The following is a 24562-nucleotide window of genomic DNA, read 5'->3' as shown; positions in this document are numbered from 1 at the left end:
CTAGGATACCGCGAATGAGTCACTTTTCCTCTACGGTGGTGCACGCCTTCCTCACCGACCTGCAGGACCGCATCTGCGCCGCGCTGCAAACGGCCGACGGCGGCGCGTCGTTCGTCGAGGACAGCTGGCAGCGCGAGCAGGGCGGCGGCGGCAGGAGCCGCGTGCTGACCGGCGGCGCGGTGTTCGAGCAGGCCGGCGTCAACTTCTCGCACGTCACCGGCGACACCCTGCCGCCCTCGGCCACTGCGCACCGTCCGGAGCTGGCGGGACGGCGCTGGGAGGCGATGGGCGTGTCGCTGGTGGTGCATCCGGAGAACCCCTACGTCCCCACCAGCCACGCCAACGTGCGCTTCTTCATCGCCGAGAAGGAGGGCGAGGCGCCGGTGTGGTGGTTCGGCGGCGGCTTCGACCTGACGCCGTTCTACGGCTTCGAGGAGGATGCGCGCCACTGGCACCACGTGGCGCACGACCTGTGCCAGCCGTTCGGCGCCGAGGTCTACCCCAACTACAAGCGCTGGTGCGACGAGTATTTCTTCCTCAAGCACCGCCACGAGGCGCGCGGCGTCGGCGGCCTGTTCTTCGACGACCTCAACGCCTGGGGCTTCGAGCAGAGCTTCGCCTTCCTGCAGGCGGTGGGCAACGGCTACCTCGACGCCTACCTGCCGATCGTGGCGCGGCGCAAGGACACGCCGTGGGGCGAGCGCGAGCGCCAGTTCCAGCTCTACCGGCGCGGGCGCTACGTCGAGTTCAACCTAGTGTGGGACCGCGGCACGCTGTTCGGCCTGCAGTCGGGCGGGCGCACCGAGTCGATCCTGATGTCGATGCCGCCGCTGGTGCGCTGGGAATACGGCTACCAGCCCGAACCGGGCTCGCCCGAAGCGGAGCTGTACGAGAAGTTTTTGCCGGCGCGCGACTGGCTGTAATACGGCAGGCAGGATGGCGGCGCGCGTCCAGCGCACCGGGGGGATGGGTTGCGCTGACCCATCCGACAACCTGGCTGCAAGCGGACTCTGCCCTGACGGTACGCAACCGCAGTAACCCTACTCCATCGGATGATCTCACCCATCGGGCGATGGCTGGCGCTGCGCTTCAGTCACCCGACAATCCCGTTCCCTCTGCCGAATCCAGTGTTGGCCGTGCTTCGCCCAACCTTTCGCCTCGCTCTCACTCCAGCGCGTCGAGCGGCAGCGGCGCGCCGGTCTTGACCGGGCGGATGGCGAAGTTGCTGGTCATGTCCTGCACCATGCTGAGCGTCTGCAGCTTGCGCACCACGCGCTCGTAGCCCGGCAGGTCCGGCACCACCACTTCCAACAGGTAATCGTAGGCGCCCGACACCACGTGGCAGCTGATCACCTCGTCCATCAGCGACAGCGCCTCCTCGAACAGGCGCGAGGCGTCCTCGCGATGGTGCATCAGGCGCACGCTGACGAACACCGTGGTGGCGAGCTTGAGGCGGCGGCGGTCCAGCACCGCGCGGTAGCCGCTGATGATGCCGTCCTCCTCCAGCCGCTTGAGCCGACGCGCCACCGGGGTCGGCGACAGCGCCACGCGCTCGGCCAGTTCGGCGGTGCTGAGGCGCCCCTCGCGTTGCAGCAGTTCCAGCAGTTGCCGGTCGATGCGGTCCATGGCCATGTCCCCATTGGTCGAATCGACCAACTATAGCGTTTTTACGCCGACTTCCACCAATAAAAACGCCAACCTTGTCGCACATTGCCGGATAACCCTCCGCTGGCGCGCCGATAATCGGCTTATCCCCCTTCCGGAGCCGTGCCATGTCCGCCGCCACCCTCGCCCTGCCCGCCGCCGCTCCGCGCCCCGGCCTCGTCGCCGGCCTCGCCGCGCTGGCGGTGACCGTGCTGATCTGGTCCAGCTTCTTCGTGTCGCTGCGTGCCGGCGCGCGCGCCCAGCTGCGCCCCGAGGAGCTGGCGCTGATCCGCTTCGCCCCGGCCGGGCTCGGCTTCCTGCCGCTGCTGGTGCGGCGCTGGCGCCGCATCGCGGCGGTGCCGTGGCCGCTGCTGGCGTCGATCCTGGTGGGCGCCGGCCTGCCCTACTTCCTGATCGCCGGCCTCGGCATGCGCCACGCCCCGGTGGCCGACGGCAGCACGCTGATTCCCGGCACCCTGCCGCTGCTGGTCGCCGTGCTGGGCGCGCTGCTGTACCGCCAGCGCCCGCCGACGGCGCGCCTGCCGGCCTTGCTGCTGATCGGCGCCGGGGTGCTGGTGCTGATGACGCTCAACCACGGCCAGGGCGAACTGGGCCGGGGTTATGCGCTGTTCCTGCTGGGCAGCCTGATGTGGGCCAACTACACGCTGGCGCTGCGCCGCTCCGGGCTGTCGCCGCTGGAAGGCGCGGCGCTGATCTCGACCGGCTCGCTGGCGCTACTGCTGCCGTGGCTGCTGCTGCATCCCCCGCTCGGGCTGCTGACCCTCCCGGCGAGCCAGCTGGCGCTGCAGGGGCTGATCCAGGGGCTGGGGGTGGGGCTGGTCTCGACGCTGTGCTACGCCATCGCCATCTCGCGCCTCGGTGCCGACACCGCCGCCGCGGCCGGCGCGCTGACCCCGGTACTGGCCTCGCTGCTGGCGCTGCCGCTGTTCGGCGAAATGCCGGGCGCGGGCTCGCTGCTCGGCATGGCGCTGATCGTGGCGGGCGTGGTCGGCGCCAGCCGGCCGCTGCCGCCGCGGCGTTGAGTCCCGGCTCTGCCGCGGCTTCCTAGCCCCGGTCGAACCGATCGGCGCAAGTTGGAGTTAGGTCGCCCGGAAAAGACATGGCCGCCCTCGCTCACGCGACGGCGGCCATGCTGCTGTCCGGCGGCAGCGAAGGACGACGGCCTCAGCCCAGCTTGGCGCGCAGCGATTCCAGCAGCGCCTGGCACTCGGCATCGGTGCCGACGGTGATGCGCAGGAACTGCGCGATGCGCGGCGCGTTGAAGTGGCGCACGATGATGCCCTCGCTGCGCAGCGCGGCGGCCAGGGTGGCGGCGTCGTGGTCGGGGTGGCGCGCGAACACGAAGTTGGCGGCCGACGGCAGCACCTCGAAGCCGAGCGCTGCCAGGCCGGCGGTCAGCGCCTCGCGGCTCGCCATCACGGCGCGGCGCGTGCGGTCGAAATGGTCCTCGTCCTCGATCGCGGCGGTGGCGCCGACGATCGCCATGCGGTCGAGCGGGTAGGAGTTGAAGCTGTTCTTGACCCGCTCCAGCGCGTCGATCAGCGCCGGGTGCCCCACCGCGAAGCCGACGCGCAAGCCGGCCAGCGAGCGCGACTTGGACAAGGTCTGCACCACCAGCAGGTTGGGATGGCGCTCCACCAGCGAAATGGCGCTGTCGCCGCCGAAGTCGATGTAGGCCTCGTCCACCACCACCACGCGCTGCGGCTGCGCCGCCAGCAGCGTTTCGATCGCGTCCAGCGCCAGCAGGCGGCCGGTCGGAGCGTTGGGGTTGGGGAAGACGATGCCGCCGCACGGCACCCGATAGTCGTCGATCCGCAGGCTGAAGTCGTCGGCCAGCGGCACGGTGCGGTAGTCGACGTCGTAGAGCTTGCAGTAGGTCGGGTAGAAGCTGTAGCTGATGTCCGGGAACAGGATCGGCAGCTCGTGCTTGAGCAGCGCGCAGAAGGCGTGCGCCAGCACCTCGTCCGAACCGTTGCCGACGAACACGTGGGCCGGGGTCAGGCCGTGGCGGCGCGCGATCGCGGCCTTGAGCGGCGTGGCGTCCGGGTTGGGATAGAGGCGCAGCGACGCGCCCAGCTCGCGCCCCATCGCCTCGATGGCGCGCGGCGACGGCGGGTAGGGGTTTTCGTTGGTGTTGAGCTTGATCAGGCGCTGGTGCTGCGGCTGTTCGCCGGGGGTGTACGGCGTCAGGCGGGAAACGGTGGCACTCCAGTATTGACTCATGGCGGGTCCGGGATGACGGGATGGATGGCTAGCAAACCTCCATCGTAACAAACGGCGGGCCGCTGCGGCAGCGCCGTTCGTCCCGTCAGCGCTCTAGCCGGCGCAAGAGCTTGGCGCCGTAGGCGCCGTCCGCGCTCACGGTCGGCAAGCCGGCGTCGCTCAGGCGCTGGTTGAGCAGCGCCAGGCGCTTCAGGCCACGCGCGAGCACCTCGCCCTCGGCGCCGTCCAGCGTCAGCGCCAGTTCCACCGCCTCGCGCCGCGCCGCCAGCTCCGGCGGCAGGTAGCCGGCGTTCTTCAGGATGCGCCAGGCCATACGCTGCTCTGGCGGCACCAGCGGGCTGATGTCGTCCTCCGGTAGCGGCTGCCCCTCGCCGGCCAGGTGGCTCAGCTCGCCCTTCTCCGCCGCTTCGGCCAACCTTTGTTCCCCGATCAGCGCCAGGATGTCCATGCCACGCCCTCCTCTCCCCTGAATGCTAGCGCGGACAGGGGCGGGAAGACAGCATGAGAAAAGGGGCCGAAGCCCCTTTGGTGATCTTGCCAACAATAGCAAACAAGAGAACCTGTCCCAGTCGGCGAGCGAGCCAAAGCAGGTTGAGCGCCGCCAGCGCGCAGGAACCGGAATGGACACAGAGTCCATGAGGATTCCTGATCGCTGAGCCAATCGAAGATTGGCACGCAGTACTGCCGGCGCTCAAGATGCACAGGCACAGCCGCCTAATGGGATGGGTTACACGGCGATGGAAGCAATCGCCGACTTCGCCGCATGAATCGCGGTAGCGCGCTTGTCGTCGCCCATGTTGACCGCTTCGGCACGCACGAACTCGATGTCGGTGATGCCGAGGAAGCCCAGCACGGTCTTCAGGTAGTCTTCCTGGAAGTCCATCAGGCGACCCTGTTCGGTGGAGTAGACACCGCCGCGGCTGGAGGCGATCAGCACCTTCTTGCCGCCGGCGAGACCGACCGGGCCATTCTCGCCGTACTTGAAGGTGCGGCCGGCCACGGCAACGCGGTCGATCCAGGCCTTGAGCTGCGACGGGATCGAGAAGTTGTACATCGGTGCGCCGATCACGATCACGTCGGCGGCCAGGAACTCGGCGATCAGCTCTTCCGACAGCGCCTTCTCGGTGCGCTGGGTGGCGTTCCAGTCGGCTTCCGGGGTGAAGTTGGCGCCGATGATCTCGCCGGACAGGTGGGCGATCGAGGTACCAGCCAGGTCACGGTAGCTGACTTCGATGGCCGGGTGCTGGCGACGCACGTTGTCGACCAGGGCAGCGGTCAGCTGACGCGAAACGGAGTTGCCGGCGAGGATGCTGGAATCGAGGTGAAGCAGTTTCATGGTGGTGCTCCTGTAAAAAGTGGGTACAGGTGCATGGTAGGTTTTATCGCCAATCGCCACTAGACGGCTAAAATAAGAAGCATTGTTCCACCTATAGGACAATCGCCATGCGCGATCTCAACGATCTGCTGTTCTTCGCCAAGGTAGTCGAACACGGCGGCTTCAACGCCGCCTCCCGCGTGCTGGGGATTCCCAAGTCGCGCCTGTCGCGGCGCGTGGCCGGGCTGGAGGAACAGCTCGGGGTGCGCCTGCTGCAGCGCACTACGCGCAAGCTGGCGCTGACCGAGGTCGGCGCCAGTTTCTACGACCACTGCCAGGCCATGTTGGCCGAAGCCGACGCCGCCGAAGAGAGCGTCTCGCGCGTCACCGCCGAGGCACGCGGCCTGATCCGGGTGAGCTGTCCGGAGCTGCTGGCCAAGACCGAGCTGGGCCCGCTGCTGCCGCGTTTCATGCAGCAGCACCCGCAGGTGCGGCTGCTCTTGGAGGCGACCAACCGCCGCGTCGACCTGATCGAAGACGGCATCGACGTGGCGATCCGGGTGCGCAGCGTGATCGAGGACAGCGCCAGCCTGGTGGCGCGCCGCCTAGGCATCGCACGCCAGGTGCTGGTGGCAAGCCCGGCGCTACTGCAGCAATACGGCACCCCGGCGAGCCCGGCCGAGGTGGCGCGGCTGCCGGCGCTGTCGATGAACTGGCCGGACGGGCGCGGCCATCTCGCCCTGCTCGACGCGGTCGGCCACGACTACAGCGTGCAGATCGAGCAGCCGCGCCTGATCACCGACGACCTGATGGTGCTGACCGAGGCCGCCGAAGCCGGGCTGGGCGTGGCGCAACTGCCGGTGCAGCTGTGCCATGCCGCCCTCGCGGCGGGCCGGCTGGTAAGGCTGCTGCCGGACTACATCATCCCCGGCGGCATCCTGCACGCGGTGTTCCCGAGCCGGCGCGGGCTGGTGCCGGCGGTGCGCGCCTTCATCGACTTCCTCGCCGCCGAACTGGTGCCGCCCGGCCATCCGGGCTACGACCGCTTGGGCTGAGCCAGGTCGGCGCTTGCGAAAGAAATCGCCGCGAGCGCCCCTAGGCCGATCCGAGAAGCACAGCCGTACAAGTGGTACGGCGAGCATCACAGGACCGGGATCGGGGCGCGCAGCCGATTTATTCACAAGCGCTCACACCGGCATCTCGTCGGCCAGGGGCTCCGCCGGCTGCAGGTGCAGCCACGACGACCACAGCACCCCGCCCAACAGCAGCAGCATCGCCAGGCCCTCGAACGGACGCGGCCAGCGCGACTCGTAGAGGAAGCCGTAGAACAGCGCGAACAGCGTCTCGAACACGATCAGCTGGCCGCTCAGGGTGAGCGGCAGGCGGCGGCTGGCGGCGTTCCAGAAGCCGGTGCCGAGCACCGAGGCCCCCAGCGCCACCGCCACCGTGATGCCAGCGAACAGCCCCCAGTCGCGCCCGGGCGACGCCGGCACCGACAACGCCAGCCAGCCCGCCGGCAACGCCAGCAGCAGCGCCAGCGCGCCGGTGCACACCCCCGTCAGCAACGACCACTCGTGGCTGTTGAAGCGCGGGTGGCGGCGCAGGTAGCGCGCATTGGCCACCGCGTACCAGGTCCACGACACCAGGGCGGCGACGGCGCAGGCGAGACCGCCGAGCTTGACCAGCCAGCCGGCGCCGCCGTGGGCCGGGTCCGGCGCGTAGAGGAACACGTCGAGGTTGATCGCCGCCACCCCTGCCATGATCAGCGCCAGCGGCCAGACCAGCGCGGAGAGGCGCAAGGCGCCGTGCTCGCGGCTGCCGATCAAGGTGGTCAGCACCGGCAGCACGCCGATGATGAGCGAGGTCGGCGCGATGCCGACCAGTTGCACCGCGCTGATCAACAGCACGTAATAGATGATGTTGCCGATCAGCGAGAGGCGCAGCAGCGCCAGCCAGTCCTCGCGCTGCAGTTTCCCGCGCATGGTGCGCCACACCGGCCACAACATCAGCCACGACACCACGCCGTAGCTCAGGTAGCGGCACGAGGCCAGCTCCAGCGGCGAGAACGCCGACAGCGCGCGTGGCGCCAGAAACACCATGCCCCACAGGGCGCCGGCCGCGAGGCCGTACAGCACACCTTGAATCACCATCACTCCCATTGGTCCGTTGCGGGCCGGCGCGCGAACGCACCCGGCCCCATTACGTCCGGCAGTGTAGTGAAGGAAAGAAAAAAAATCTGTCGTGGGGCTACGCCGGCTTGGCGCGCGACTCCGCCCGCGCCGCACGGCGCAGCGTGCTCGGGGTCTCGCCGTACTCGCGCACCAGCGCGCTGGTGAAGGCGCTCTGCGAGGCGTAGCCGGTGCGCGCCGCCACCTCGCCCACCGGCAGCGCGGTGGTGATAAGCAGCAGGCGCGCCAACCGCAGGCGGCGCCGGCGCACGTACTCCATCGGGCGCAGCCCGGTCTCGGCGAGGAAGCGTTCGTGGAAGCGCGACGGCGCCAGCCCCGCCTGCTCGGCCAGGTCGCGCACCTGCAGCGGATGGGCGCAATGGCGGTCGATGAAGGCGTCGAGCCTGGCCAGCGGCAGGCCCGGCAAGGCCAGCGCCGGCTGGGGCTGGGCCAGCCCGGCCAGCAGCAGGGCGGCGCCGTGGTGGCCGACGGCCTGGTCGTCGAGCGACGGCAAGGCCGCCAGCCCGCTCACCAGCGCCCCCAGCGCCGGCGTCAGCGCCCGCGTTCCCGGGGTGTCGAGCAGGCGGCGCGCGGCGTCGGCGCCGCTGCCCAGCAGCCGCGCCAGCGCCTCGGCATCGCACGGAACGTCCAGCACCAGGCAGGAGCTGGCGCCGTCGCCGGCGAAGGCGTGACGGCAGGCAGAGGGGATCACCGCCAGCTGTTGCGCCGCGATGCGCCCGGCGCGTCCTTCCACGTCCACCTGCAACGCGCCGTCCAGCCCGAACACCAGCTGGGCGTGGTCGTGGCTGTGGGCCTGCGTTTCGGGCAGGTAATGGCGGACGGACAGCGAGGGATTCATCAGGCGAACGGCGTAGCGATGGCGGATAGACGCTAGTCTGCCTGACAAGCGCGCCGAGGAGAACCGCGACGGCATCAGGAACGTGGCCGCCGCGGCCAAGGCGTCAGCGCGGGTGAAACAACTCGCCGCACGCTGCCCTCGGCGGGGAAAAGAGCAGCGCAGCAACCGCAATGGACAGGGCGTACATGAAGATCAAGTCCGAGCGAATCTCCACCGGAACTCGCCCGTACAGGGCAGCGCATGCGCCCCGATCAGGGACGCGCGGCCGATTGATTCACAGGTGCTCAGGCCGGCTGATCCGCCCACTGCAACAGGCTCGCCAGCAGCGCGCGCAGCACCGGCTGCACCCGTGCCGCCCGTGCCTCGTCGTAGGCGTACGGCGCCTGCTCTTCCATGTAGGTGGCGAGCGACAGCTCGAGCTGGATGGCGTGCACACCGTCGCCCGGCTGGCCGTAGGCGCGGGTGATGTAGCCGCCCTTGAAGCGGCCGTTCAGCACCGCGCTGTAGGCCGGGAAACCCTGCGCCACCGCCAGCAGGCGTTCGCCCAGGCCCGCGCCGCACGAGGCGCCGCCGGCGCTGCCCAGGTTGAAGTCGGGCAGGCGGCCCTCGAAGAAGCGCGGCACCTCGGAGCGGATCGAGTGCGCCTCCCACAACAGCGCCACGCCGTGCTCGGCCTTGATGCGTGCCAGCTCGTCCTGCAGCGCCTGGTGGTAGGGGCGCCAGTAGCACTCGACGCGGCGCTCGATCTCGACGCTGTCCGGCTCTTCGCCGGCGCGGTACAGCGGCACCTTGGCGAAGGTGTCGACCGGGCACAGCCCGGTGGTGTCCTGGCCCGGGTAGAGGTTGGCGTTGTCAGGCGGGCGGTTGAGGTCGACGACGTAGCGCGAGTAGCGCGGGATCAGGATCGACGCGCCCAGCGCGGCGGCGAAGTCGTACAGCCGCGGCAGGTGCCAGTCGGTGTCGTCCAGCTCGGCCGCCACCGGCGCCAGGCGCCCGGCGAGTTCGGCCGGCAGCTCGGTGCCGACGTGCGGCATCGAGATCAGGAGCGGCGCGCTGCCGCGCTGCAGGGTGTAGATCGGGGTATCCATTATTCGAATTCCGTCCCAAATGGTTGAGGATCAGCCCAGCAGTTCGGCCAGGGCTTCCTTGTAGCCCCGCGCCGCGGCCGCCTCGGAAACGTGGCGCCGCTCGGTGACGATGCGCCGCCCGCCGGCGTAGACGTCGCGGATCGGCGTCTCGCCGTGCTGGCAGAACACCAGCCCGGCCAGCAGCTGCGACTCCGCGCGCTGCGCCAGGTTGGGGTGCTCGGCGTCGAGCACCAGCAGGTCGGCACGCTGCCCTAGCGCCAGACCGGCCACCGGCCGGCCGGTCGCCAGCGCGCCGCCGGCCACCGCCTGGGCGTAGAGCCGGTCCGCCACCAGCGGGGCGTCGGCGCTGGCGAGCGCGTTGCGGCGCCGGTCGCGCAGGCGCTGGCTGTATTCCAAGAGGCGCAGCTCCTCGACCAGCGACACGCTGACATGGCTGTCCGAGCCGATGCCCCAGTGGCCGCCAGCGGCGAGGTAGGCCACGCCGTCGAAGATGCCGTCGCCGAGGTTGGCCTCGGTGGTCGGGCAGATGCCGGCCACCGCGCCGCTCGCCGCCAGGTCGGCGGTTTCGTCCGGCGTCATGTGGGTGGCATGCACCAGGCACCAGCGCTCGTCGAGCGGCTGGTTGTCGAGCAGCCAGCGCACCGGGCGCTTGCCCAGCTCGGCGACGCAGTCGTCGACCTCCTTGGTCTGCTCGGCAATGTGGATGTGGATCGGCGCGCCCGGGTCGGCGCCGTGCAGGCCGCTGCGCAGCGCCTCCAGCGTGGCCGGCGTCACGGCGCGCAGCGAATGCGGCGCCACGCCGTAGCGCAGGCCGGCGTGCTGCGGATGGTCGCGGCGCAGGCGAGCCAGCAGATCGAGCATCCAGTCGGTGCTGGCGATGAAGCGTGCCTGCTCCGGCAGCGGCGGCTTGGCGCCAAAGCCGCTTTGCTGGTACAGCACCGGCAGCAGCGTGAGGCCGATGCCGGCGTCGGCGGCGGCGGCGATCAGGCGCTCGCCATGCTCGGCCGGGTTGGCGTAAGGCTTGCCGTTGGCGTCGTGGTGCACGTAGTGGAACTCGCACACCGAGGTATAGCCGGCCTTGGCCATCTCGACGTAGAGCTGGCGCGCCACCGCCTCTAGCGTGTCCGGCGTCAGCCGCGCGGCAAAGCGGTACATCAGGCTGCGCCAGCTCCAGAAGCTGTCCTGCGGGTGGCCGAGGTACTCGGTCAAGCCCGCCATGGCGCGCTGGAAGGCGTGCGAGTGCAGGTTCGGCATGCCGGCGATCACCGGCCCGGCGGCGCGCTCGACCCCGGCGGGCAGGGCCGCGTCCGGCTCGACGGCCGTCAGCAGGCCGTGCGCGTCCCAGGAGAGCAGCACGTTACGGCGCCAGCCCTCGGGCAGCAGCGCGCGTTCGGCAAACAGGGAGTGGGTGGAAAGTGTCATCGGCCAACCTCAAGAACGGTCTGAAGGGGTAAGCGGCAGCAGGCAGATGCTGACGGCGAGCAGCGCGCCGTCGCCTTCCACGCGGCAGGCGAGCGCGGCGGCGGTGTCGAGGCGCAGGGTGTCGTCGGCGTCCAGCGCAATCGGCGCGTCATCGTCGAGCGATACCTCGACCCGGCCCTGCGCGCAGAACAGCAGCGCCAGGTCGCCGTCGAGCACGTGCCGGCCGGCCCCCTGCCACACCTCGACGCGGCCCCGGGCGGCATCGCGGCGCAGCATCAGGTTGAAGTCGCGCGTGGCGCCGCCGGGCAAGGTGGCGTCGATCGGCGTCTCGCCGGCAAAGGCGGCCAGCTCGAGCGGGCGGCATAGCGCGTGCCGCGTGCCGTCGTCCTGCTGCAACACCATGCCGTCGCCGGAGAGCAGCACCAGGGTGCGGTCGACGCCGGGAAAGCGCGAGAACGGCCCGGCCGCCGCGACGTCGGCCAGGCTCACGCGCCAGACGAAATCGTCCATGCCGGCCCCCTCGGGGAACACGGCGATCTCGCGCGTCACCCCCCCGCCGTTCTTCCACGGCCGCGCCTGCAGCGCCGCAGCGCGGATCAGCGTGTAGCGAGGGGGGCGACCCGGCACCGTCGCCGTGTCGCCGGCGTCGTGCTGCGGCTTGCTCATCTGGCTTCTCCCGTCGGGCGACCGCTAGGGCGCCCTAATGTCTATACAAGTTCAGCCAGTGTAGCGCAGCTCTATTGTCTATACAAGTACACTGCCGCCGTGCCGGTGCGCCGGCAGCCAGACCGGGAAAAGCCGCCTCAGAAGCGCCCGCTAAACTGGAAGCGCGAGCCCGGGTGCCACAGCATGACGTCGGTCGCCACCTGATCGTGCGCCCAGGTGCGGCGGTGCAGCACCAGGCAGGGGTCGCCGATCTCCATCTGCAGGCGATGGCGCGCCACGGCGTCCGGCAGACGCGCGGTGATGACGTACTCGGCGCGCTGCAGTGCCGCCTCGCGCGTCATGTATTCGTTGGGGGTGATGGTGTGGAAATCCTGCTCGAGGTAGTGCGGGTACAGACGCGGATTGACGAAACGGTCTTCCAGCTGGATCGGCACGCCGTTCTCGAAATGCACGATGCGCGAGTGGAAGGCGTAGGCGTCGGCCGGCAGTTCCAGCGCCGCCAGCGCCTTGGTGTCGCTGGTGCGCTCCAGGATCAGCACCTCGCTGCTGTGCTGGTCGCCGCGGCCCTTGATCTCCTCGGCGATGCTCTTGATCTCGATCAGCGTCGACTGGTACTTCTGCCCGGTGACGAAGGTGCCCGCCCCCTGCACCCGGTTGAGCACTTGCTCGGCGGTCAGCTCGCGCAGCGCGCGGTGCACCGTCATGCGCGACACCCCGAACTGCTTGACCAGCTCATGCTCGGACGGGATCAGGCTATCCATCGGCCAGGCGCCGCTCTCGATCTGGCGGCGGACGTAGTCCTTGATTTGCGCGTAGGCGGGAACGGGTTTGGTAGCGGTGCTGGACATGGAGGCGCGCTCTCGGCGTAAGGAAACGATGTCCGACACTATAGCACGCGCCCAACTTGTCTAGACATAACCGCCCCCGGCAGCCGGGCTTCGGCCAACCCGGCGCGCCGCTAGTCGCGGCGGCGCAGCTTGATCGTCAGCGTCAACCCGCCCTCGCCGTCGTCCAGCGAGTGGAAATTCTGCAGGCCGAGCGAGGACGGCAGCAGCATGCTCACGCCGTGCCCCACCCCCACCTTGCTCAGGGTGCGCTCCAGGCGCCGCGCCATGCCCTGCGCCGGCACCGCCGCCTCGTCGTCGAGCGCGAAGCCGTACGACTCGGCCGCGCTGTCGAAAGCCTGGTCGACCTGCTGGCGCGGCACGAAGCGCTCCGCCACCTCGCTCACCTGGCCCGCCGACACCGCCTCTTCCGCCTGGCACAGCGCCAAGCATTCGTCCTTGAAGCGCGCCTGCGCCAGCGGGTCGTCGATCTCGCCGGAGATCTGCTCCAGCACCTCGGCCACCATGCGGCTGCGCGAGGCGGTATCCGGCACGCGCAGCGCCTGCAGGAAGTCGTCGAGCCAGAACTTGGCCTGCTGGCCCAGGCGGTCCACGGCGTACACCGTCGGACCGTGCTCCAACAGCAGCGCACCCTTGTCGATCAGGCGCGGGTTGATGCCGGAGGCGTGGCCGAGATCGAACACCGCCCCCGACTCGATCACGGTCAGGAAATCGTCGCGGATCTCCGACTTGAACACCCCCAGCGCGCGCTGCGGCTCGTCGCCGTCGGCAAGCCCGGAAAACAGCACCACCAGGAGGTCGCCGGCGCTGATGTTGGGATGCTGCGAGCGCGCGTAGAGGTGGCGCGCGATGCGCCGCGACAGCTCGAGAAAATCCAGCTCGTCGCGGAAGAACTGGCGCGAGTAGTGATAGAGCTCGTTGAGGTTGAGGTCGGATTCGTGCACGAACTGGTACTTCTTCTTGTCCGACACGATGCCCTTGAGGTAGCCGTCGAGGATCAGCGCCGACACCCCGTCGTCGGCCGCGGTGGTGCGCTCCGACAGCTGCAGCGGCTCGCCGCGCGCCGGATTGCCCACGCGATGCACCACCAGCCGCTCCACCCTCGCCTCACCGATCACCATGCCCGTCTCCCTGTTCGCCAACGAGCCGCGATTATTGCCGCCGCCTCCGCCCGTGGCAAGCGGCGCGCTCACGCGTCACGGGGCGACGGGCGGTACCGCGTCATGGCGGCGAGCAGGCCGAAACTCAGCACCGCCGAACAGTAGAAATAGCCTGCCGGCCCGAGTCCGTCCATGAACAGCGACACCAGCAGCGGGCCGGCGATGCCGCCGGCGGCAAACGCCAGCAGCAGCACCGAACTGGTATCGATGCGGGACTCTGGCGGCATCACGTCGTTGACGATGGCACTGGCGACGCCGTACAGGGTGAAGGTGACGCTGACGTAGGCCAGAATCAGCCACAGCATCCACGCTGTCTTGCCGCTCAGCGCAATCGCCAGGGCGATGGCGCCGATGGCCAGGCACAGCCGCGCCAGCAGCGTGCGCCGGTCCACCTTGTCGGACAAGCGCCCCACCGGCCACTGCAGCGACAGCGCCGCCAGCATCGACAAGCCCATGAACTCGGCGATGTCCGCCTCGCCGTAACCGTGACGCGCGAAGAACACCGGGATCATGGTGTAGAACGCCCCGCTCAGGCAGCCCGCCACCAGCGTCGCGCCGAGCCCGATCGGCGCCAGCCGTGCCATCTGACGCACCGTGGCAAGCAGGCGGAGGATGGTTTCGAGCAGATTGGGCGACACCCCCAGATGCGTCCCCGGCGTGGTCAGGGTCACCGGAATCGCCGACAGCGCGAACAGGATGCCCACCACGCTGAACAGGCTGCCGCTGGCCGACAACGGCACGTTCAGCAGCCACTGCCCGGCGCTGATGCCGAGATAGCCCGTGATCATGTACACCGACATCACCTGGCCGCGCAGATGGTTGGCGGCGCAGCCGTTGAGCCAGCTCTCCATCACCATGAAGATGCCTACCAGCGCCATCCCGGTCAGCAGGCGGCACAAGGCCCACAACCAGGGGCTGACCCCGAGCGACTGCGCCAGCGCCACGCAGGTGATGGTCGCCGCCATCACGGCGAAGGCGCGATGATGACCCACCTGGCGAATCAAGCCGCCGCAGGCGAAGGTGCCGGCGAAGAAGCCGACGTAATACAGCGACTGGATCAGGCCGGTCAGCGTGGTAGACAGACCGCTGCCGATCAGGCGCAAGGCGGTCAGCGTGGTGAACAGGCCGTTGCCGGCCATCAGGATGGTATAGCCCAGCAGCAACGCCGCCACCGAGCGCAAGACGGTGCGCCAGCCACCCACGGCCGACGCCTGCACAGGAAAAGTCGTCATCAGGAATACAAACTCAAAGCCCCCGCCCGGGCGGGGACGCATTGCAAAGACGCGCACGCCCATCCCGCCCGCGACCACCCTCGGGCCAGCGGCGGCCGGACAGGCGTAGGCATGCCCTCATCATGGCCCTTGTTTCGCCCAAGACATGTCTCAAAACGACGACTTATTGCCTTGCGACGACCTCCGTTCCCCCGCCGCATTCACCGCCAACGCTGCCGCAGGCGGCGCCAAAGGCCGAACGCCACCACCAGGGCGGCGATCAGCAGCAACGCCCCCTCCTCGTAACGCTTGATGTCGGCAAACAGCCATTGCAGCGCGTGCCCGAACAGGAAACCGGCACCGGCGACCAGCAGCGCCCAGAGCGCCGCGCCGATCAGGTTGAGCACGGCAAAACGCCACACCGGCACCCCGCTCATGCCGATCGCCATCGGCCCGACCACTCGCAGCCCGTACAGGAAACGCACGCCGATGATCAGCGCGGCGTGAAACCGCAGCAGCAACCGGTTCGCCCGCTGCGCCCCCGGCTTCCAGCGCGGGAAACGCTCCAGCAGCGCCGTACCGTAGCGCCGCCCCAGCAAAAAGAAGGTCTGGTCGCCGAGCGTGCCGCCGCACAAGGCGAGCGCGACCACCCAGAAAAACGACAGATAACCCTGGTGTGCGGCAAAACCCGCCAGTACCAGCACGGTCTCGCCTTCCAGCAGCGCACCGACGAACACCGCCAGGTAACCGTACTGCGCGAGCAACTGGGGCAATGTCATCGCCTATCCCCCGCCTGGCCGCCGCCCTGCCCCGGCACCGGAAAAGTCACCCCGGCCGGACCCGCCGTCCACGCCGGCCGGCCAGTAGCAGCAAGGCCGACAGCGCGAACACCGCCCCGGCGTAGAAGGTCGTGGCCGAGCCGTGCACCTGCCACAACCAGCCCGCGATCACGCTGGCGAACAGCATACAGCCGCCGCTCACCAGGTTGAATACGCCGAACGCCGTGCCCTTCAGCCCGCCCGGCGTGGTGTCGGCCACCAGCGTGGCCAGGATGCCCTGACTGAACCCCATGTGCAGCCCCCACAGCGCCACGCCGGCCAGCAGCCCCGCGACCGAGCCCGCCCGGGCCAGCACCAGGTCCGCCAGCACCAAGAACAGCAGGCCCACGCCCAGCAAGGCGGTGCGGCTCATGCGGTCCGACAGCCGGCCCACCGGATAGGCCGCCAGGCTGTAGACCAGCGACATCACCACCATCACCGCCGGCACCCAGGTGGCCGACAAGCCCAACTGCAGGGCGCGCAGCACCAGGAACGCCTCGCTGAAGCGGGCCAGCGTGAACACCGCGCCGATCCCCACCACCCACCAGTACGACGCAGGAAACTCGCGCAGCACGCGCCAGTGGATCGGCGAGCGGAAACGATGCGCCGACGGGCCGTGCCCGGGCTCGTCCACCCCGGCCACGATCAGCGCCACCGCCACGGCGGCGGGCGCCACCGCGAACCACAACACCAGCGGAATATTGCCGGCGAAAGCCGCCATCAGCGCGATCGCCAGCAAGGGGCCGAGAAACGCCCCCACCGTGTCCATCGACTGGCGCAGGCCGAAACAGGCGCCGCGAATCTCGGCCGGCGCGATATCGGCCACCAGCGCATCGCGCGGCGCCCCCCGGATACCCTTGCCGATGCGGTCGAGAAAGCGCGCGACAAACACCGTTTCGGCCGAGGTGGCGAGCGGAAACAGCGGCTTGGTCAGCGCCGCCAGCCCGTAGCCCGCCAGCAGCAGGCCCTTGCGCCGGCCGATGAAGTCGCTGATGGCCCCGGAGAAGATCTTGACGATCAGGGCGGTCGCCTCGGCGATGCCTTCGATCACCCCGATGGTCAGCGCACTGGCGCCGAGCGTCCCGGCCAGGAACAGCGGCAGCAGGCTGTGGGTCAGCTCCGACGACACGTCCATGAACAGGCTGACAAAGCCCAGCGCCCACACCGTGCGGGGTATCGCGGGCGTCGCCACGGGCATTTTCAGCGCGCCGGGCTGGCGCGAGGGTTGGGTCGACATGCGAGGCGCCTCGAAAAAGAAGTGGCTGTCCGGTCCGGCCACGGAAGGCCCGCCGGCCCTGGCGCAGCGGCCCTCCCCGGGGCGTTCGCGTCAGCCAGCCGTTGCAGGCGAAGTGTAGGCAAGACGCGAAACGAACTCAAACACGGAAGGCGAGAGCCTGGCCACGCGGCGGCACCCAGGCGCTCACCGTCCCTGTCCTGCCAGCTGCTGTCCCAGGAAATCCAGAAAACAGCCAATGCGCGCCGCCAGCCCGGTGTTGCGGTAGTACACCGCGTGAATCGCCTGCCAGGTCTCGATCGTGGCGTCGGCCAGCACCTGAACCAGCGCGCCACGGCGGCGGTCCTCACCGGTCATGAAATCCGACAGGCAGGCGATGCCCTGCCCAGCCAGCGCGAGCTGACGCACGGTCTCGCCGCTCGATGCAGAAAGCGCCGGGGTGATGACATAGCCCGACGACTCCTGCCGCCGCAGCGGCCAGGTGTTGAGCGACGACGGCGCGCTGAAGCCGATCAGCGCATGCCGTGCCAGCTCGTCGACCTGCTGCGGCACGCCGTGTCGTTCCAGATAAGCTGGCGCCGCCACCAGCCTCAGCCGGAACTGCCCGAGCGGCCGGGCGTGCAGCGACGAATCCTGCAACGTGCCGATGCGGATCGCCACGTCGGTGCGCTGCTCCAGCAGGTCGATGATCTCGTCGCTGGTATTCAGTTCCAGCTCGATCTCCGGGTAGCGGGCACGAAACGCCCCCACCAGCGGCACCACCGCGTGCAGCATAAACGGCGAGGCGGCGTTCACGCGCAGCCGCCCGGACGGCCGCTCGCGGCGGATCGCCATCTGCTCCTCGGCCTCGTCGATGGCGCCGAGGATGCCTCTGGCGTGGGACAGGAACAGCCGCCCCTCCTCGGTCAGCTCCAGCCGGCGCGTGGTGCGGTTGAGCAAGGTGGTGGCGAGCTTGCCTTCCAGCCGGCTCAAGGCCCGGCTCACCCCGGACGTGGTTTGCCCCAACTGCTCGGCCGCCGCCGTGATCGAACCGGTATCGACCACACGGACAAAGGCCAGCAGCTCTTCGGTCGTGGTCTTCATCGTTGACTTTCAGTCAAATATCTTCTGCATCAGACCGTATTTTTCTGCAAGAGTAAAGCCGCGACACTCTGCGCTCCTCATCCAACCGGAGTGCTCATCATGCCGATCGCCCTCTTGGCGCTGACCATCAGCGCCTTCGCCATCGGGACCACCGAATTCGTCATCGTCGGGCTGATCCCGACCATCGCCGCCGACCTCAAGGTCAGCCTGCCCTCGGCCGGCCTCTTGGTCAGCCTCTACGCGCTCGGCGTCGCCGTCGGCGCCCCGCTCTTGACCGCGCTCACCGGCCGGCTGCCGCGCAAGCAACTGCTGCTGGCGCTGATGGCGCTGTTCACCGTCGGCAACCTGCTGGCCTGGCAAGCGCCGGGCTATGCCTCGCTGATCGTCGCCCGCGTGCTCACCGGGCTCGCGCACGGCGTGTTCTTCTCCATCGGCTCCACCATCGCCACCGGCCTGGTGCCCAAGGACAAGGCCGCCAGCGCCATCGCCACCATGTTCACCGGCCTCACCGTGGCGCTGGTCAGCGGCGTGCCGCTGGGCACCTTCATCGGCCAGCACTTCGGCTGGCGCGAAACCTTCCTCGCGGTCTCCGCGCTGGGTGTGATCGCCTTCGTCGGCAGCCTGCTGTTCGTGCCCGCCACCATCCGCCACAGCCCGCCGGCCTCGCTGCTGCAACAGCTCGGCGTGCTGCGCCAGCCGCGCCTGCTGATGGTGTACGCCAAGACCGCGCTCGGCTACGGCGGCTCCTTCGTCGCCTTCACCTTCCTCGCCCCCATCCTGCAGCAGGTCTCCGGCTTCAGCGCCGGCGCGGTCAGCCTGGTGATGCTGGTCTACGGCGTCTCGGTCGCCATCGGCAACCTCTGGGGCGGCCGCCTCGCCGACCGCCACGGCCCGATCCACGCCCTGCAGCGCATCTTCCTGCTGCTCGCCGGCGTGCTGTTGCTGCTCACCTTCACCGCCCCCCATCCCTGGCTGGCGCTGGCCACAGTGCTGCTGTGGGGCGCGGTGGCCTTCGGCAACGTGCCCGGCCTGCAGCTCTACGTGGTACAACAGGCCGAACGCCACGCCCCGCACGCGGTGGACGTCGCCTCCGGTCTCAACATTGCCGCCTTCAACCTGGGCATCGCCGGCGGCGCCTGGGGCGGCGGGCTGATCGTGGCACACGCCGGCCTGATGACCACGCCCTGGGTCGGCGCGCTGGTGGTACTGCTGGCGCTCGCCATCACCCACTGGAGCGGCCGCCTGGACCGCCGCGCCGGCCAGACCACCAGTGTCACCGCCTCGTGATACCGGCGGCATCACGCCTAGCCTTCCCTTGACCGTTCACTACTTAAGGAGATTGTTCATGACCCTTCCCGCCCTCGGACTCGGCACCTTCCGCCTGCAAGGCCAGCACGTCATCGACTCGGTGTCGATGGGCCTCGAGCTCGGCTACCGCCACATCGACACCGCCCAGATCTACGGCAACGAGGCCGAGGTCGGCCAGGCGCTGGCGCACAGCGGCGTGCCGCGCGACGAGGTCTTCGTCACCACCAAGGTGTGGACCGAGCACCTCGGCCGCGACCAACTGATCCCCAGCCTGAAGCAAAGCCTCGACAAGCTGCGCCTCGACCAGCTTGACCTGGCGCTGATCCACTGGCCGTCGCCACAAGACGCCGTGCCGGTAGCCGAGTACATGGAAACGTTGGCCGAAGCCAAATCGCAGGGGCTGGCGCGGCAGATCGGCGTCTCCAACTTCACCATCCGCCACCTCGAGCAGGCCATCGCCGCGGTCGGCGCCGAAGAGATCGCCACCCAGCAAATCGAGCTCCACCCCTTCCTGCAAAACCGCCAGGTGGCGGCGTTCTGCCGCGAACACGGCCTGCACCTCACCGCCTACATGCCGCTGGCCTACGGCAAGGTGATGCAGGAACCGGTGTTGCAGCGCATCGCCGCCCGGCACGGCGCCACGCCGGCACAGATTGCCCTCGCCTGGCTGCTGCAACAGGGCTGCTCCGTGATCCCCTCCTCGACCCAGCGCGCCAATCTGGCGGCCAACCTGCAGGCACAGGCCCTTAGCCTGAGCGAGGAAGAGCAACGGGAAATCGCCACGCTGGAGCGCGGCGAGCGCCTTGCCAATCCGGACTTCGCCCCGCGCTGGGACTAGCCGGCACGCCCCCGGGCCGGGCGATCACGCCCGGTCCGCCCTGTCTGTAGCTCGCCATCCCGGGAGCGGCGCACCAGGCAAACCCGGCGCACCGACTCAGAGCGTCGTCGCCAACTGGTGCAGCTCGGCCACGGTCATCGTGAACACCAGCGGGGTATCGCCCTCGTTCGCATAGTGATGAGGAACGTCCGTCCTCGCCACCGCCGAGCACCCCGCCGGGACGATCAGGTCGGTTTTATCCACCCTCATCGTCAATTGCCCCTGCTCCACATGGAACAGCTCGAAGGTTCCCTGCGGATGCCCGGGCGATTCAAACAGCTCCCCCGGCTGCAGCTCCCAGCGCCACAGCTCGATCATGTTGGGCCCCGTGGTGCCCGCCAGCAGGCGGGCCGAGCCCCCCTTGGGGCCCGTCCACAGCGTCGGGATGTCCTGGCCCTCGATCAGCCGTGCCGCAGGAGCGCTGGCCACGTCCACGATATCCGCCACCGATACCCCGAGCGCCGCCGCAATCTTGCAGAGGATGGCGATGCTGGGATTGGCGATGCATTTCTCGATCTCCACCAGCATGCCCTTGCTCACGCCAGCGCGCCGCGAGAGTTCGTCCAGCGACAGTTTCTGTTTTTTTCGATGTTGTTTGAGCTTGGCGGCGACCGCCTGGCTGACGGAGTGGACATCGGCACCCGAGTCGGTCGGTATATTGACTTTTTTGGTCATTGGTCGGCAAAATGGAATAAATCGGTCACTAAAGGATTCTCCGATGTTCCCCGTCACGCCGTCAATCGATCCCGCCATCGCCACCCTGGCCCCCGGGTTCCGCGCCCTCAGCATCAGCGTCGAAGCGGCTCCCATCGTCAATCCAGAGCTGGCGGCCGAGGCCCTGAGCCGTGCCTGCCGGTCGCTCGCCGCCACCAGACCAGCCTGGGCCGAGGCGCATCTATCGGCCTGGGCCGAAGTGTTCCGGCAGTTCGGCGCCAAGCCGCAGCGCACCCCGTGCTCGGCCGAAGCCTTGTGCAAGCGGGTGCTGCGTGACGGCAGCCTGCCGAACATCGACCCGGTGGTCGACCTGTACAACGCCATCAGCATCGACTACGCCGTCCCGGTCGGTGGCGAAAACTTCGCCGCCTACGTCGGTGCCCCCCGGCTGGTCATCGCGGATGGCACGGAACGCTTCGACACCCAGAAAGACGGCGCGTCGGCCCACGAATCCCCCGAGGCGGGGGAAGTCGTGTGGCGTGACGACGTCGGGGTAACATGCCGGCGCTGGAACTGGCGCCAGGGGGTCAGAACCCGGCTGAGCGCGGAGGCAAAACAGATGTGGTTCATCCTGGAGAGCTTGCCGGCGATGCCGCTGGACGCGCTGCACGAGGCGGGCGATCGCTTGACCCAGGGGCTGCAGCTCATGATGCCCGGCGCCGCCATCGAATCGACGCTGATCGGCGTCGAGCCCCGCTAACCGACACAGGAAGCCGACCATGCTGCCATCCCTCACCTTCCTGCTCGCCGCCACCCTGCTCGCCATCACGCCGGGGCCCGGCATCGCCTATGTCGTCGCCCGCACCGCGGCCGGCGGCCGGGCCGAAGGCATCGCTTCTTCGCTGGGCACCGCCGTCGGCGGCATGGTGCATGTCCTGGCGGGCGCGCTGGGCTTGTCGTTGCTGATCGCCCAGTCGGCATGGGCCTACGCGGTGGTGAAATACCTTGGGGCGGCTTATCTGATGTATCTCGGCATCCGCCTGCTGGCCTCCCGAGCAGCAAGCTCGGAAGCGCCGCTCGTGCCGCGGGCCGGAGCGGGCAAGGCGTTGCGGGACGGCATCATCGTCGAAGTGTTCAACGTGAAGACCGCCCTGTTCTTCCTGGCCTTCATTCCGCAGTTCGTCTCCGCCCGGCAGCCGCTGGCCCCTCAGTTCATCCTGTACGGGACCCTCTGCGTGCTGCTCAACAGCCTGGTGGACCTGATCGCCGTTGCCGCCGCCAGCCGCATTCTCGCCTCCGGCACGGCCAAGGCCGCCAAGGCGCGGCTGCTATCCCGCCTGTCCGGCGCCACCATGCTGACGCTCGGCGTTCTGGTCGCCGTAGCGAACCGGGACGGTTAGCCCACATCGTCCTTCTCACCCTATCGAATAGCCGATTTTACCGATCAAGGTCCAGCTCTTGCCGGACCCGGCTGCGGCGGCCAACAAGTTGCGATCCTCGAATACTACGGCCGCGGTCTGCTGTTCCGGGTTGAGCTTCGAGAGTGCGGAATTGCCGCTTGCCTTTTCCATGCGGACGAACTTTTTATTCCGTCGACCATAGGCAGGATACTCTGGATTAGAGTAGGCTAGGACACGCGCCGCAAACCTGACGACAACTTGGCGCTGTTCATATAGTTCGATGGCGTAAGGGTGCCCTGTAAGCAAGGTGGCCTTGACCAACAGTTGTTCCGATTTGGCAGCAAGACACTGAGCGAAACGGGAAATACGTGAGTAACGGAGGTAATTTTGCTCACACATGAACCGCTTTATTTGTTGAACAAACGGCTCTAATTCGTTTTTAACGTCGGCCAAATGGCATGAGAGGTCTGAGAGTGCATCGCGCTTTAATCTCGTAAGTGCCTCATCAATGGAAACGCTCAATTACACGGTTCGCTCGCCAGCCCTCTTCCGAAATCTTCGCACGTAGCTATGCTCAACTATGCAAATAGCATCATCGATGGCCTGCTTGCATTTCTCAGACTCTTCGGCGAGCAGTTCTGATATGGCTGCATAGACTGGCATCTTCGGCTTAAAGAACTTTAGGCTCCGCATCTCCGGTTGAGATATCCATATCTTCCACAACTTAAAAAATGCTTCAAATACGTAAAACAAATCGACCGCCGCCAAATATCAAAATTATTTCATCAAAGACAAGGGCACAGCCCGCCCCGTAGCCAAATCAATTTCATACACTCCGCCATCCCATCGATACCCTTTCAGGGCACCATCCTCATAATAAATGTTTGTAAAAGCCCCCCATCCACATCAAAATCAGAACTAACCTGCCAAATTATCTCACCCAAACTATCAATTAAAAATACATTCCTAGAACAATTTACCTTCACATATTTACTTTCTTTGGCCAGCCTGTGCAACAAAACAGCCATCACCCGATCAGAAATAACAACCTTTTTCAATACTTCATGCCAATCAATCGATTTGATCATTTTATAAGCCTCGGAACACCAAAATTAACAGTAGGTATCTGATCCAGTAACTGATATTGAGTACCGCCCCTATTCACAGCTCCAAACTCTGGTTGTGCGGCAACTCTACCTACCTGCATTCTTGTACCGGCAGGTACTGTAACATTTGCAATTTGTGTTGGGACCTTTGGCAGAGCCAAATACTGTTGAATCTGCTCAGGAGTCATACCAGCGATTTCATCAGCACTAACCAAGAATGCCCCAACCGCCATCGAATGCCACGCGGCATTCGCTTTCGGTAAACCAGCGGTAGCGCGCTGGTTCCTCAAGGAGGAAGATCACCTGCTCCTCGTAGTTCGCCCCTTCGCCGGTAGCACGTGGAGTATCTTCGTCGAAGACCCAGGTGATTATCTTCAGCTTGTTTTCCTGAAGCTTCCTCCTCAGCCAGGAGACCACTTTTTTATGCGTCTGGTCGCTCTCAGTCGCTCCGATCCTGGTCCTGAAGCTCGCGTCGCCCAGGCGCCGAAAGTGGGGCCTGTTCTTATTACGCACGGGGACAACGAGCGCGCCGTCCTCGTTCATTAACGGCTCGGCCTTCATCTGTGGGTATACGCGCCCGTCGAAAATCTGGTCCTCGGAATACGGACGGCGGGAGTGGAGACCAGTAACGGTCGGCATGAGTTCACCTTTTCTGATCAATGATCTCGTGTTCTAGCCTTGGTGGTCGTTGCCATGAAGAAGCCACCGGTCTCGGTTTCCTGGCGGCTACACATCCGACATTAAAGGCCCAAACCATGTGCAACTATAGTGGTAGGGTTCAAACAGGCCTGTCTTGAAACCTTGGCCGCCATGTCGAAGTTTGCAAGATGCTGGAATGTGCTATCGCTCAGGTAGGCGGCGATCACGGAGTCCGGCCTGTGTGGACTTGATGCCAGACCCTCGGACGCATCGACGCCATCATGTATCACTCGTCCGTTAACCATCCCGACCGCGACGGCAACGCGCCCCGCCAGCACATTCGCGAATGTGTGCATGTCGTAAAGGTGCACGCCGTTCTGGACGGACCAGAAGTCGACGAAGCCCACATTGTGCAGCCCCACAGGTACGATTCGATCACACTCAGAATCCGTCAGCCCTTGGTTCATAAGGAAAGATCGGCACTTCTCGTCGGTACGAGCGAGCTCCGTGAGATTCTCGAGTTGACGCACCAAGTTGCCAAGACCGTCGTCACGCTCCCTGAATAGGCCAAGCCATGCAAGCTGAATCAATGGGATGGACTCCTCCCTCCTGATACGGCATCAACGTGCCAGACTGGAAGTGTCAACAAACCAGTCAACAGAAACGAGGAGTCCACCATGAAGATTATGCGCATCGGCATCGATTTGGCCAAAACTGTATTTCAGGTTCATGGTGTGGATGCTTAGGAAAAGACGGTTTGTCGCCGTCAGTTGCGCCGCAGTCAGCTACTGGGATTCTTTACCAATCGCGAGCCTTGTCTG

General features: G+C 67.3%; 28 protein-coding genes and 1 pseudogene. 8 read left to right on the top strand and 21 right to left on the bottom strand.

Translation table 11 applies throughout. From position 1 onward, the window contains the following. Positions 1–14 precede the first annotated feature (14 nt). Positions 15–923 carry an oxygen-dependent coproporphyrinogen oxidase gene (gene hemF, locus AC3WG5_RS17145; protein WP_492569798.1) on the top strand — a complete coding sequence of 303 codons (909 nt, stop codon included), beginning with the start codon at positions 15–17 and terminating at the stop codon, positions 921–923. Positions 924–1164: 241 nt separating this feature from the next. Here the strand turns inward: hemF and AC3WG5_RS17140 are convergent, their stop codons facing one another. Beyond that, positions 1165–1626: an Lrp/AsnC family transcriptional regulator gene (locus tag AC3WG5_RS17140; protein ID WP_041703637.1), complete on the bottom strand. Its 462-nt coding sequence runs from the start codon at positions 1624–1626 to the stop codon at positions 1165–1167. 146 nt (positions 1627–1772) lie between these two features. Here AC3WG5_RS17140 and AC3WG5_RS17135 point away from each other — a divergent pair, with 146 nt between their 5' ends. Next, positions 1773–2687 carry a DMT family transporter gene (locus AC3WG5_RS17135; RefSeq protein WP_492569796.1) on the top strand — a complete coding sequence of 305 codons (915 nt, stop codon included), beginning with the start codon at positions 1773–1775 and terminating at the stop codon, positions 2685–2687. 142 nt (positions 2688–2829) lie between these two features. On the opposite strand, the gene hisC is transcribed toward AC3WG5_RS17135, so the two are convergent. The 3 genes from hisC to AC3WG5_RS17120 form a co-directional block, all read right to left on the bottom strand. Beyond that, positions 2830–3888 carry a histidinol-phosphate transaminase gene (hisC, locus tag AC3WG5_RS17130; RefSeq protein ID WP_492569794.1) on the bottom strand — a complete coding sequence of 353 codons (1059 nt, stop codon included), beginning with the start codon at positions 3886–3888 and terminating at the stop codon, positions 2830–2832. Between the two features lie 85 nt (positions 3889–3973). After that, positions 3974–4336 (bottom strand): DnaJ family domain-containing protein, encoded by a 363-nt coding sequence (locus AC3WG5_RS17125; protein ID WP_014088573.1) that lies wholly within the window; start codon positions 4334–4336, stop codon positions 3974–3976. 279 nt (positions 4337–4615) lie between these two features. After that, positions 4616–5224, bottom strand: coding sequence for an FMN-dependent NADH-azoreductase (locus tag AC3WG5_RS17120; protein WP_492569792.1), 609 nt, complete (start codon positions 5222–5224; stop codon positions 4616–4618). Positions 5225–5331: 107 nt separating this feature from the next. Here AC3WG5_RS17120 and AC3WG5_RS17115 point away from each other — a divergent pair, with 107 nt between their 5' ends. After that, positions 5332–6258 (top strand): LysR substrate-binding domain-containing protein, encoded by a 927-nt coding sequence (locus AC3WG5_RS17115; protein WP_014088575.1) that lies wholly within the window; start codon positions 5332–5334, stop codon positions 6256–6258. Between the two features lie 132 nt (positions 6259–6390). Here the strand turns inward: AC3WG5_RS17115 and AC3WG5_RS17110 are convergent, their stop codons facing one another. From AC3WG5_RS17110 to AC3WG5_RS17060, 11 genes are all read right to left on the bottom strand, one after another. Next, positions 6391–7353, bottom strand: a complete 963-nt coding sequence (locus tag AC3WG5_RS17110) for a DMT family transporter (RefSeq protein ID WP_492569790.1) — start codon at positions 7351–7353, stop codon at positions 6391–6393. 97 nt (positions 7354–7450) lie between these two features. Next, on the bottom strand, positions 7451–8230 hold the full coding sequence (locus AC3WG5_RS17105; protein ID WP_492569788.1) for an AraC family transcriptional regulator: 780 nt from the start codon (positions 8228–8230) through the stop codon (positions 7451–7453). 284 nt (positions 8231–8514) lie between these two features. Next, positions 8515–9318: an N-formylglutamate deformylase gene (gene hutG / locus AC3WG5_RS17100; protein ID WP_492569786.1), complete on the bottom strand. Its 804-nt coding sequence runs from the start codon at positions 9316–9318 to the stop codon at positions 8515–8517. A 30-nt stretch (positions 9319–9348) separates the two neighbouring features. Further along, on the bottom strand, positions 9349–10740 hold the full coding sequence (locus tag AC3WG5_RS17095) for a formimidoylglutamate deiminase (RefSeq protein WP_492569784.1): 1392 nt from the start codon (positions 10738–10740) through the stop codon (positions 9349–9351). A gap of 9 nt (positions 10741–10749) precedes the next feature. Then, entirely contained in the window at positions 10750–11406 is a 657-nt protein-coding gene (locus AC3WG5_RS17090; protein WP_492569782.1) for a HutD/Ves family protein, read from the bottom strand. 137 nt (positions 11407–11543) lie between these two features. Further along, entirely contained in the window at positions 11544–12254 is a 711-nt protein-coding gene (hutC, locus tag AC3WG5_RS17085; RefSeq protein ID WP_008952179.1) for a histidine utilization transcriptional repressor HutC, read from the bottom strand. Positions 12255–12364: 110 nt separating this feature from the next. Beyond that, on the bottom strand, positions 12365–13372 hold the full coding sequence (locus AC3WG5_RS17080; RefSeq protein WP_008952178.1) for a nucleoid-associated protein: 1008 nt from the start codon (positions 13370–13372) through the stop codon (positions 12365–12367). 68 nt (positions 13373–13440) lie between these two features. After that, positions 13441–14643, bottom strand: a complete 1203-nt coding sequence (locus tag AC3WG5_RS17075) for an MFS transporter (protein ID WP_236261503.1) — start codon at positions 14641–14643, stop codon at positions 13441–13443. A 200-nt stretch (positions 14644–14843) separates the two neighbouring features. Next, on the bottom strand, positions 14844–15401 hold the full coding sequence (locus AC3WG5_RS17070; RefSeq protein ID WP_492569781.1) for a DedA family protein: 558 nt from the start codon (positions 15399–15401) through the stop codon (positions 14844–14846). Positions 15402–15447: 46 nt separating this feature from the next. Next, entirely contained in the window at positions 15448–16677 is a 1230-nt protein-coding gene (locus tag AC3WG5_RS17065) for an MFS transporter (RefSeq protein WP_492569780.1), read from the bottom strand. Between the two features lie 183 nt (positions 16678–16860). Continuing rightward, positions 16861–17757, bottom strand: a complete 897-nt coding sequence (locus AC3WG5_RS17060; RefSeq protein WP_492569779.1) for a LysR substrate-binding domain-containing protein — start codon at positions 17755–17757, stop codon at positions 16861–16863. A 99-nt stretch (positions 17758–17856) separates the two neighbouring features. Here AC3WG5_RS17060 and AC3WG5_RS17055 point away from each other — a divergent pair, with 99 nt between their 5' ends. Together AC3WG5_RS17055 and dkgB are read left to right on the top strand one after the other, a co-directional pair. Beyond that, positions 17857–19044, top strand: coding sequence for an MFS transporter (locus AC3WG5_RS17055; RefSeq protein WP_492569778.1), 1188 nt, complete (start codon positions 17857–17859; stop codon positions 19042–19044). A 58-nt stretch (positions 19045–19102) separates the two neighbouring features. Further along, the gene (gene dkgB, locus AC3WG5_RS17050) at positions 19103–19903 is read left to right on the top strand and encodes a 2,5-didehydrogluconate reductase DkgB (RefSeq protein ID WP_492569777.1); all 801 of its coding nucleotides are present in this window, start codon (positions 19103–19105) and stop codon (positions 19901–19903) included. 96 nt (positions 19904–19999) lie between these two features. Here the strand turns inward: dkgB and AC3WG5_RS17045 are convergent, their stop codons facing one another. Then, on the bottom strand, positions 20000–20617 hold the full coding sequence (locus AC3WG5_RS17045; RefSeq protein WP_492569776.1) for an XRE family transcriptional regulator: 618 nt from the start codon (positions 20615–20617) through the stop codon (positions 20000–20002). Between the two features lie 43 nt (positions 20618–20660). Between AC3WG5_RS17045 and AC3WG5_RS17040 the strand changes: the two genes are divergently transcribed. Continuing rightward, on the top strand, positions 20661–21356 hold the full coding sequence (locus AC3WG5_RS17040; RefSeq protein ID WP_492569775.1) for a B3/B4 domain-containing protein: 696 nt from the start codon (positions 20661–20663) through the stop codon (positions 21354–21356). A gap of 19 nt (positions 21357–21375) precedes the next feature. Then, the gene (locus tag AC3WG5_RS17035; protein WP_492569773.1) at positions 21376–21996 is read left to right on the top strand and encodes a LysE family translocator; all 621 of its coding nucleotides are present in this window, start codon (positions 21376–21378) and stop codon (positions 21994–21996) included. A 15-nt stretch (positions 21997–22011) separates the two neighbouring features. Here the strand turns inward: AC3WG5_RS17035 and AC3WG5_RS17030 are convergent, their stop codons facing one another. From AC3WG5_RS17030 to AC3WG5_RS17010, 5 genes are all read right to left on the bottom strand, one after another. Beyond that, on the bottom strand, positions 22012–22518 hold the full coding sequence (locus AC3WG5_RS17030; RefSeq protein ID WP_492569771.1) for a hypothetical protein: 507 nt from the start codon (positions 22516–22518) through the stop codon (positions 22012–22014). Between the two features lie 335 nt (positions 22519–22853). Continuing rightward, entirely contained in the window at positions 22854–23084 is a 231-nt protein-coding gene (locus AC3WG5_RS17025) for a PH domain-containing protein (RefSeq protein WP_492569770.1), read from the bottom strand. Beyond that, a complete protein-coding gene (locus AC3WG5_RS17020; protein ID WP_492569768.1) occupies positions 23081–23290 on the bottom strand; it encodes a hypothetical protein in 210 nt (69 codons plus the stop codon). The genes AC3WG5_RS17025 and AC3WG5_RS17020 overlap by 4 nt, the downstream gene beginning before the upstream one ends. Positions 23291–23309: 19 nt before the next feature. Continuing rightward, the gene (locus AC3WG5_RS17015) at positions 23310–23741 is read right to left on the bottom strand and encodes a hypothetical protein (protein WP_492569766.1); all 432 of its coding nucleotides are present in this window, start codon (positions 23739–23741) and stop codon (positions 23310–23312) included. Between the two features lie 101 nt (positions 23742–23842). Beyond that, positions 23843–24331 (bottom strand): hypothetical protein, encoded by a 489-nt coding sequence (locus tag AC3WG5_RS17010; RefSeq protein ID WP_492569764.1) that lies wholly within the window; start codon positions 24329–24331, stop codon positions 23843–23845. 87 nt (positions 24332–24418) lie between these two features. Here AC3WG5_RS17010 and AC3WG5_RS17005 point away from each other — a divergent pair. Beyond that, a pseudogene (locus AC3WG5_RS17005) lies at positions 24419–24562 on the top strand (IS110 family transposase); the annotation flags it as partial.

The sequence above is a fragment of the Pseudogulbenkiania sp. FW507-F1 genome (genome assembly GCF_058781125.1).
Note: the sequence above shows the minus strand (reverse complement) of the source record. Positions and strands in the feature narration are given on the sequence as shown.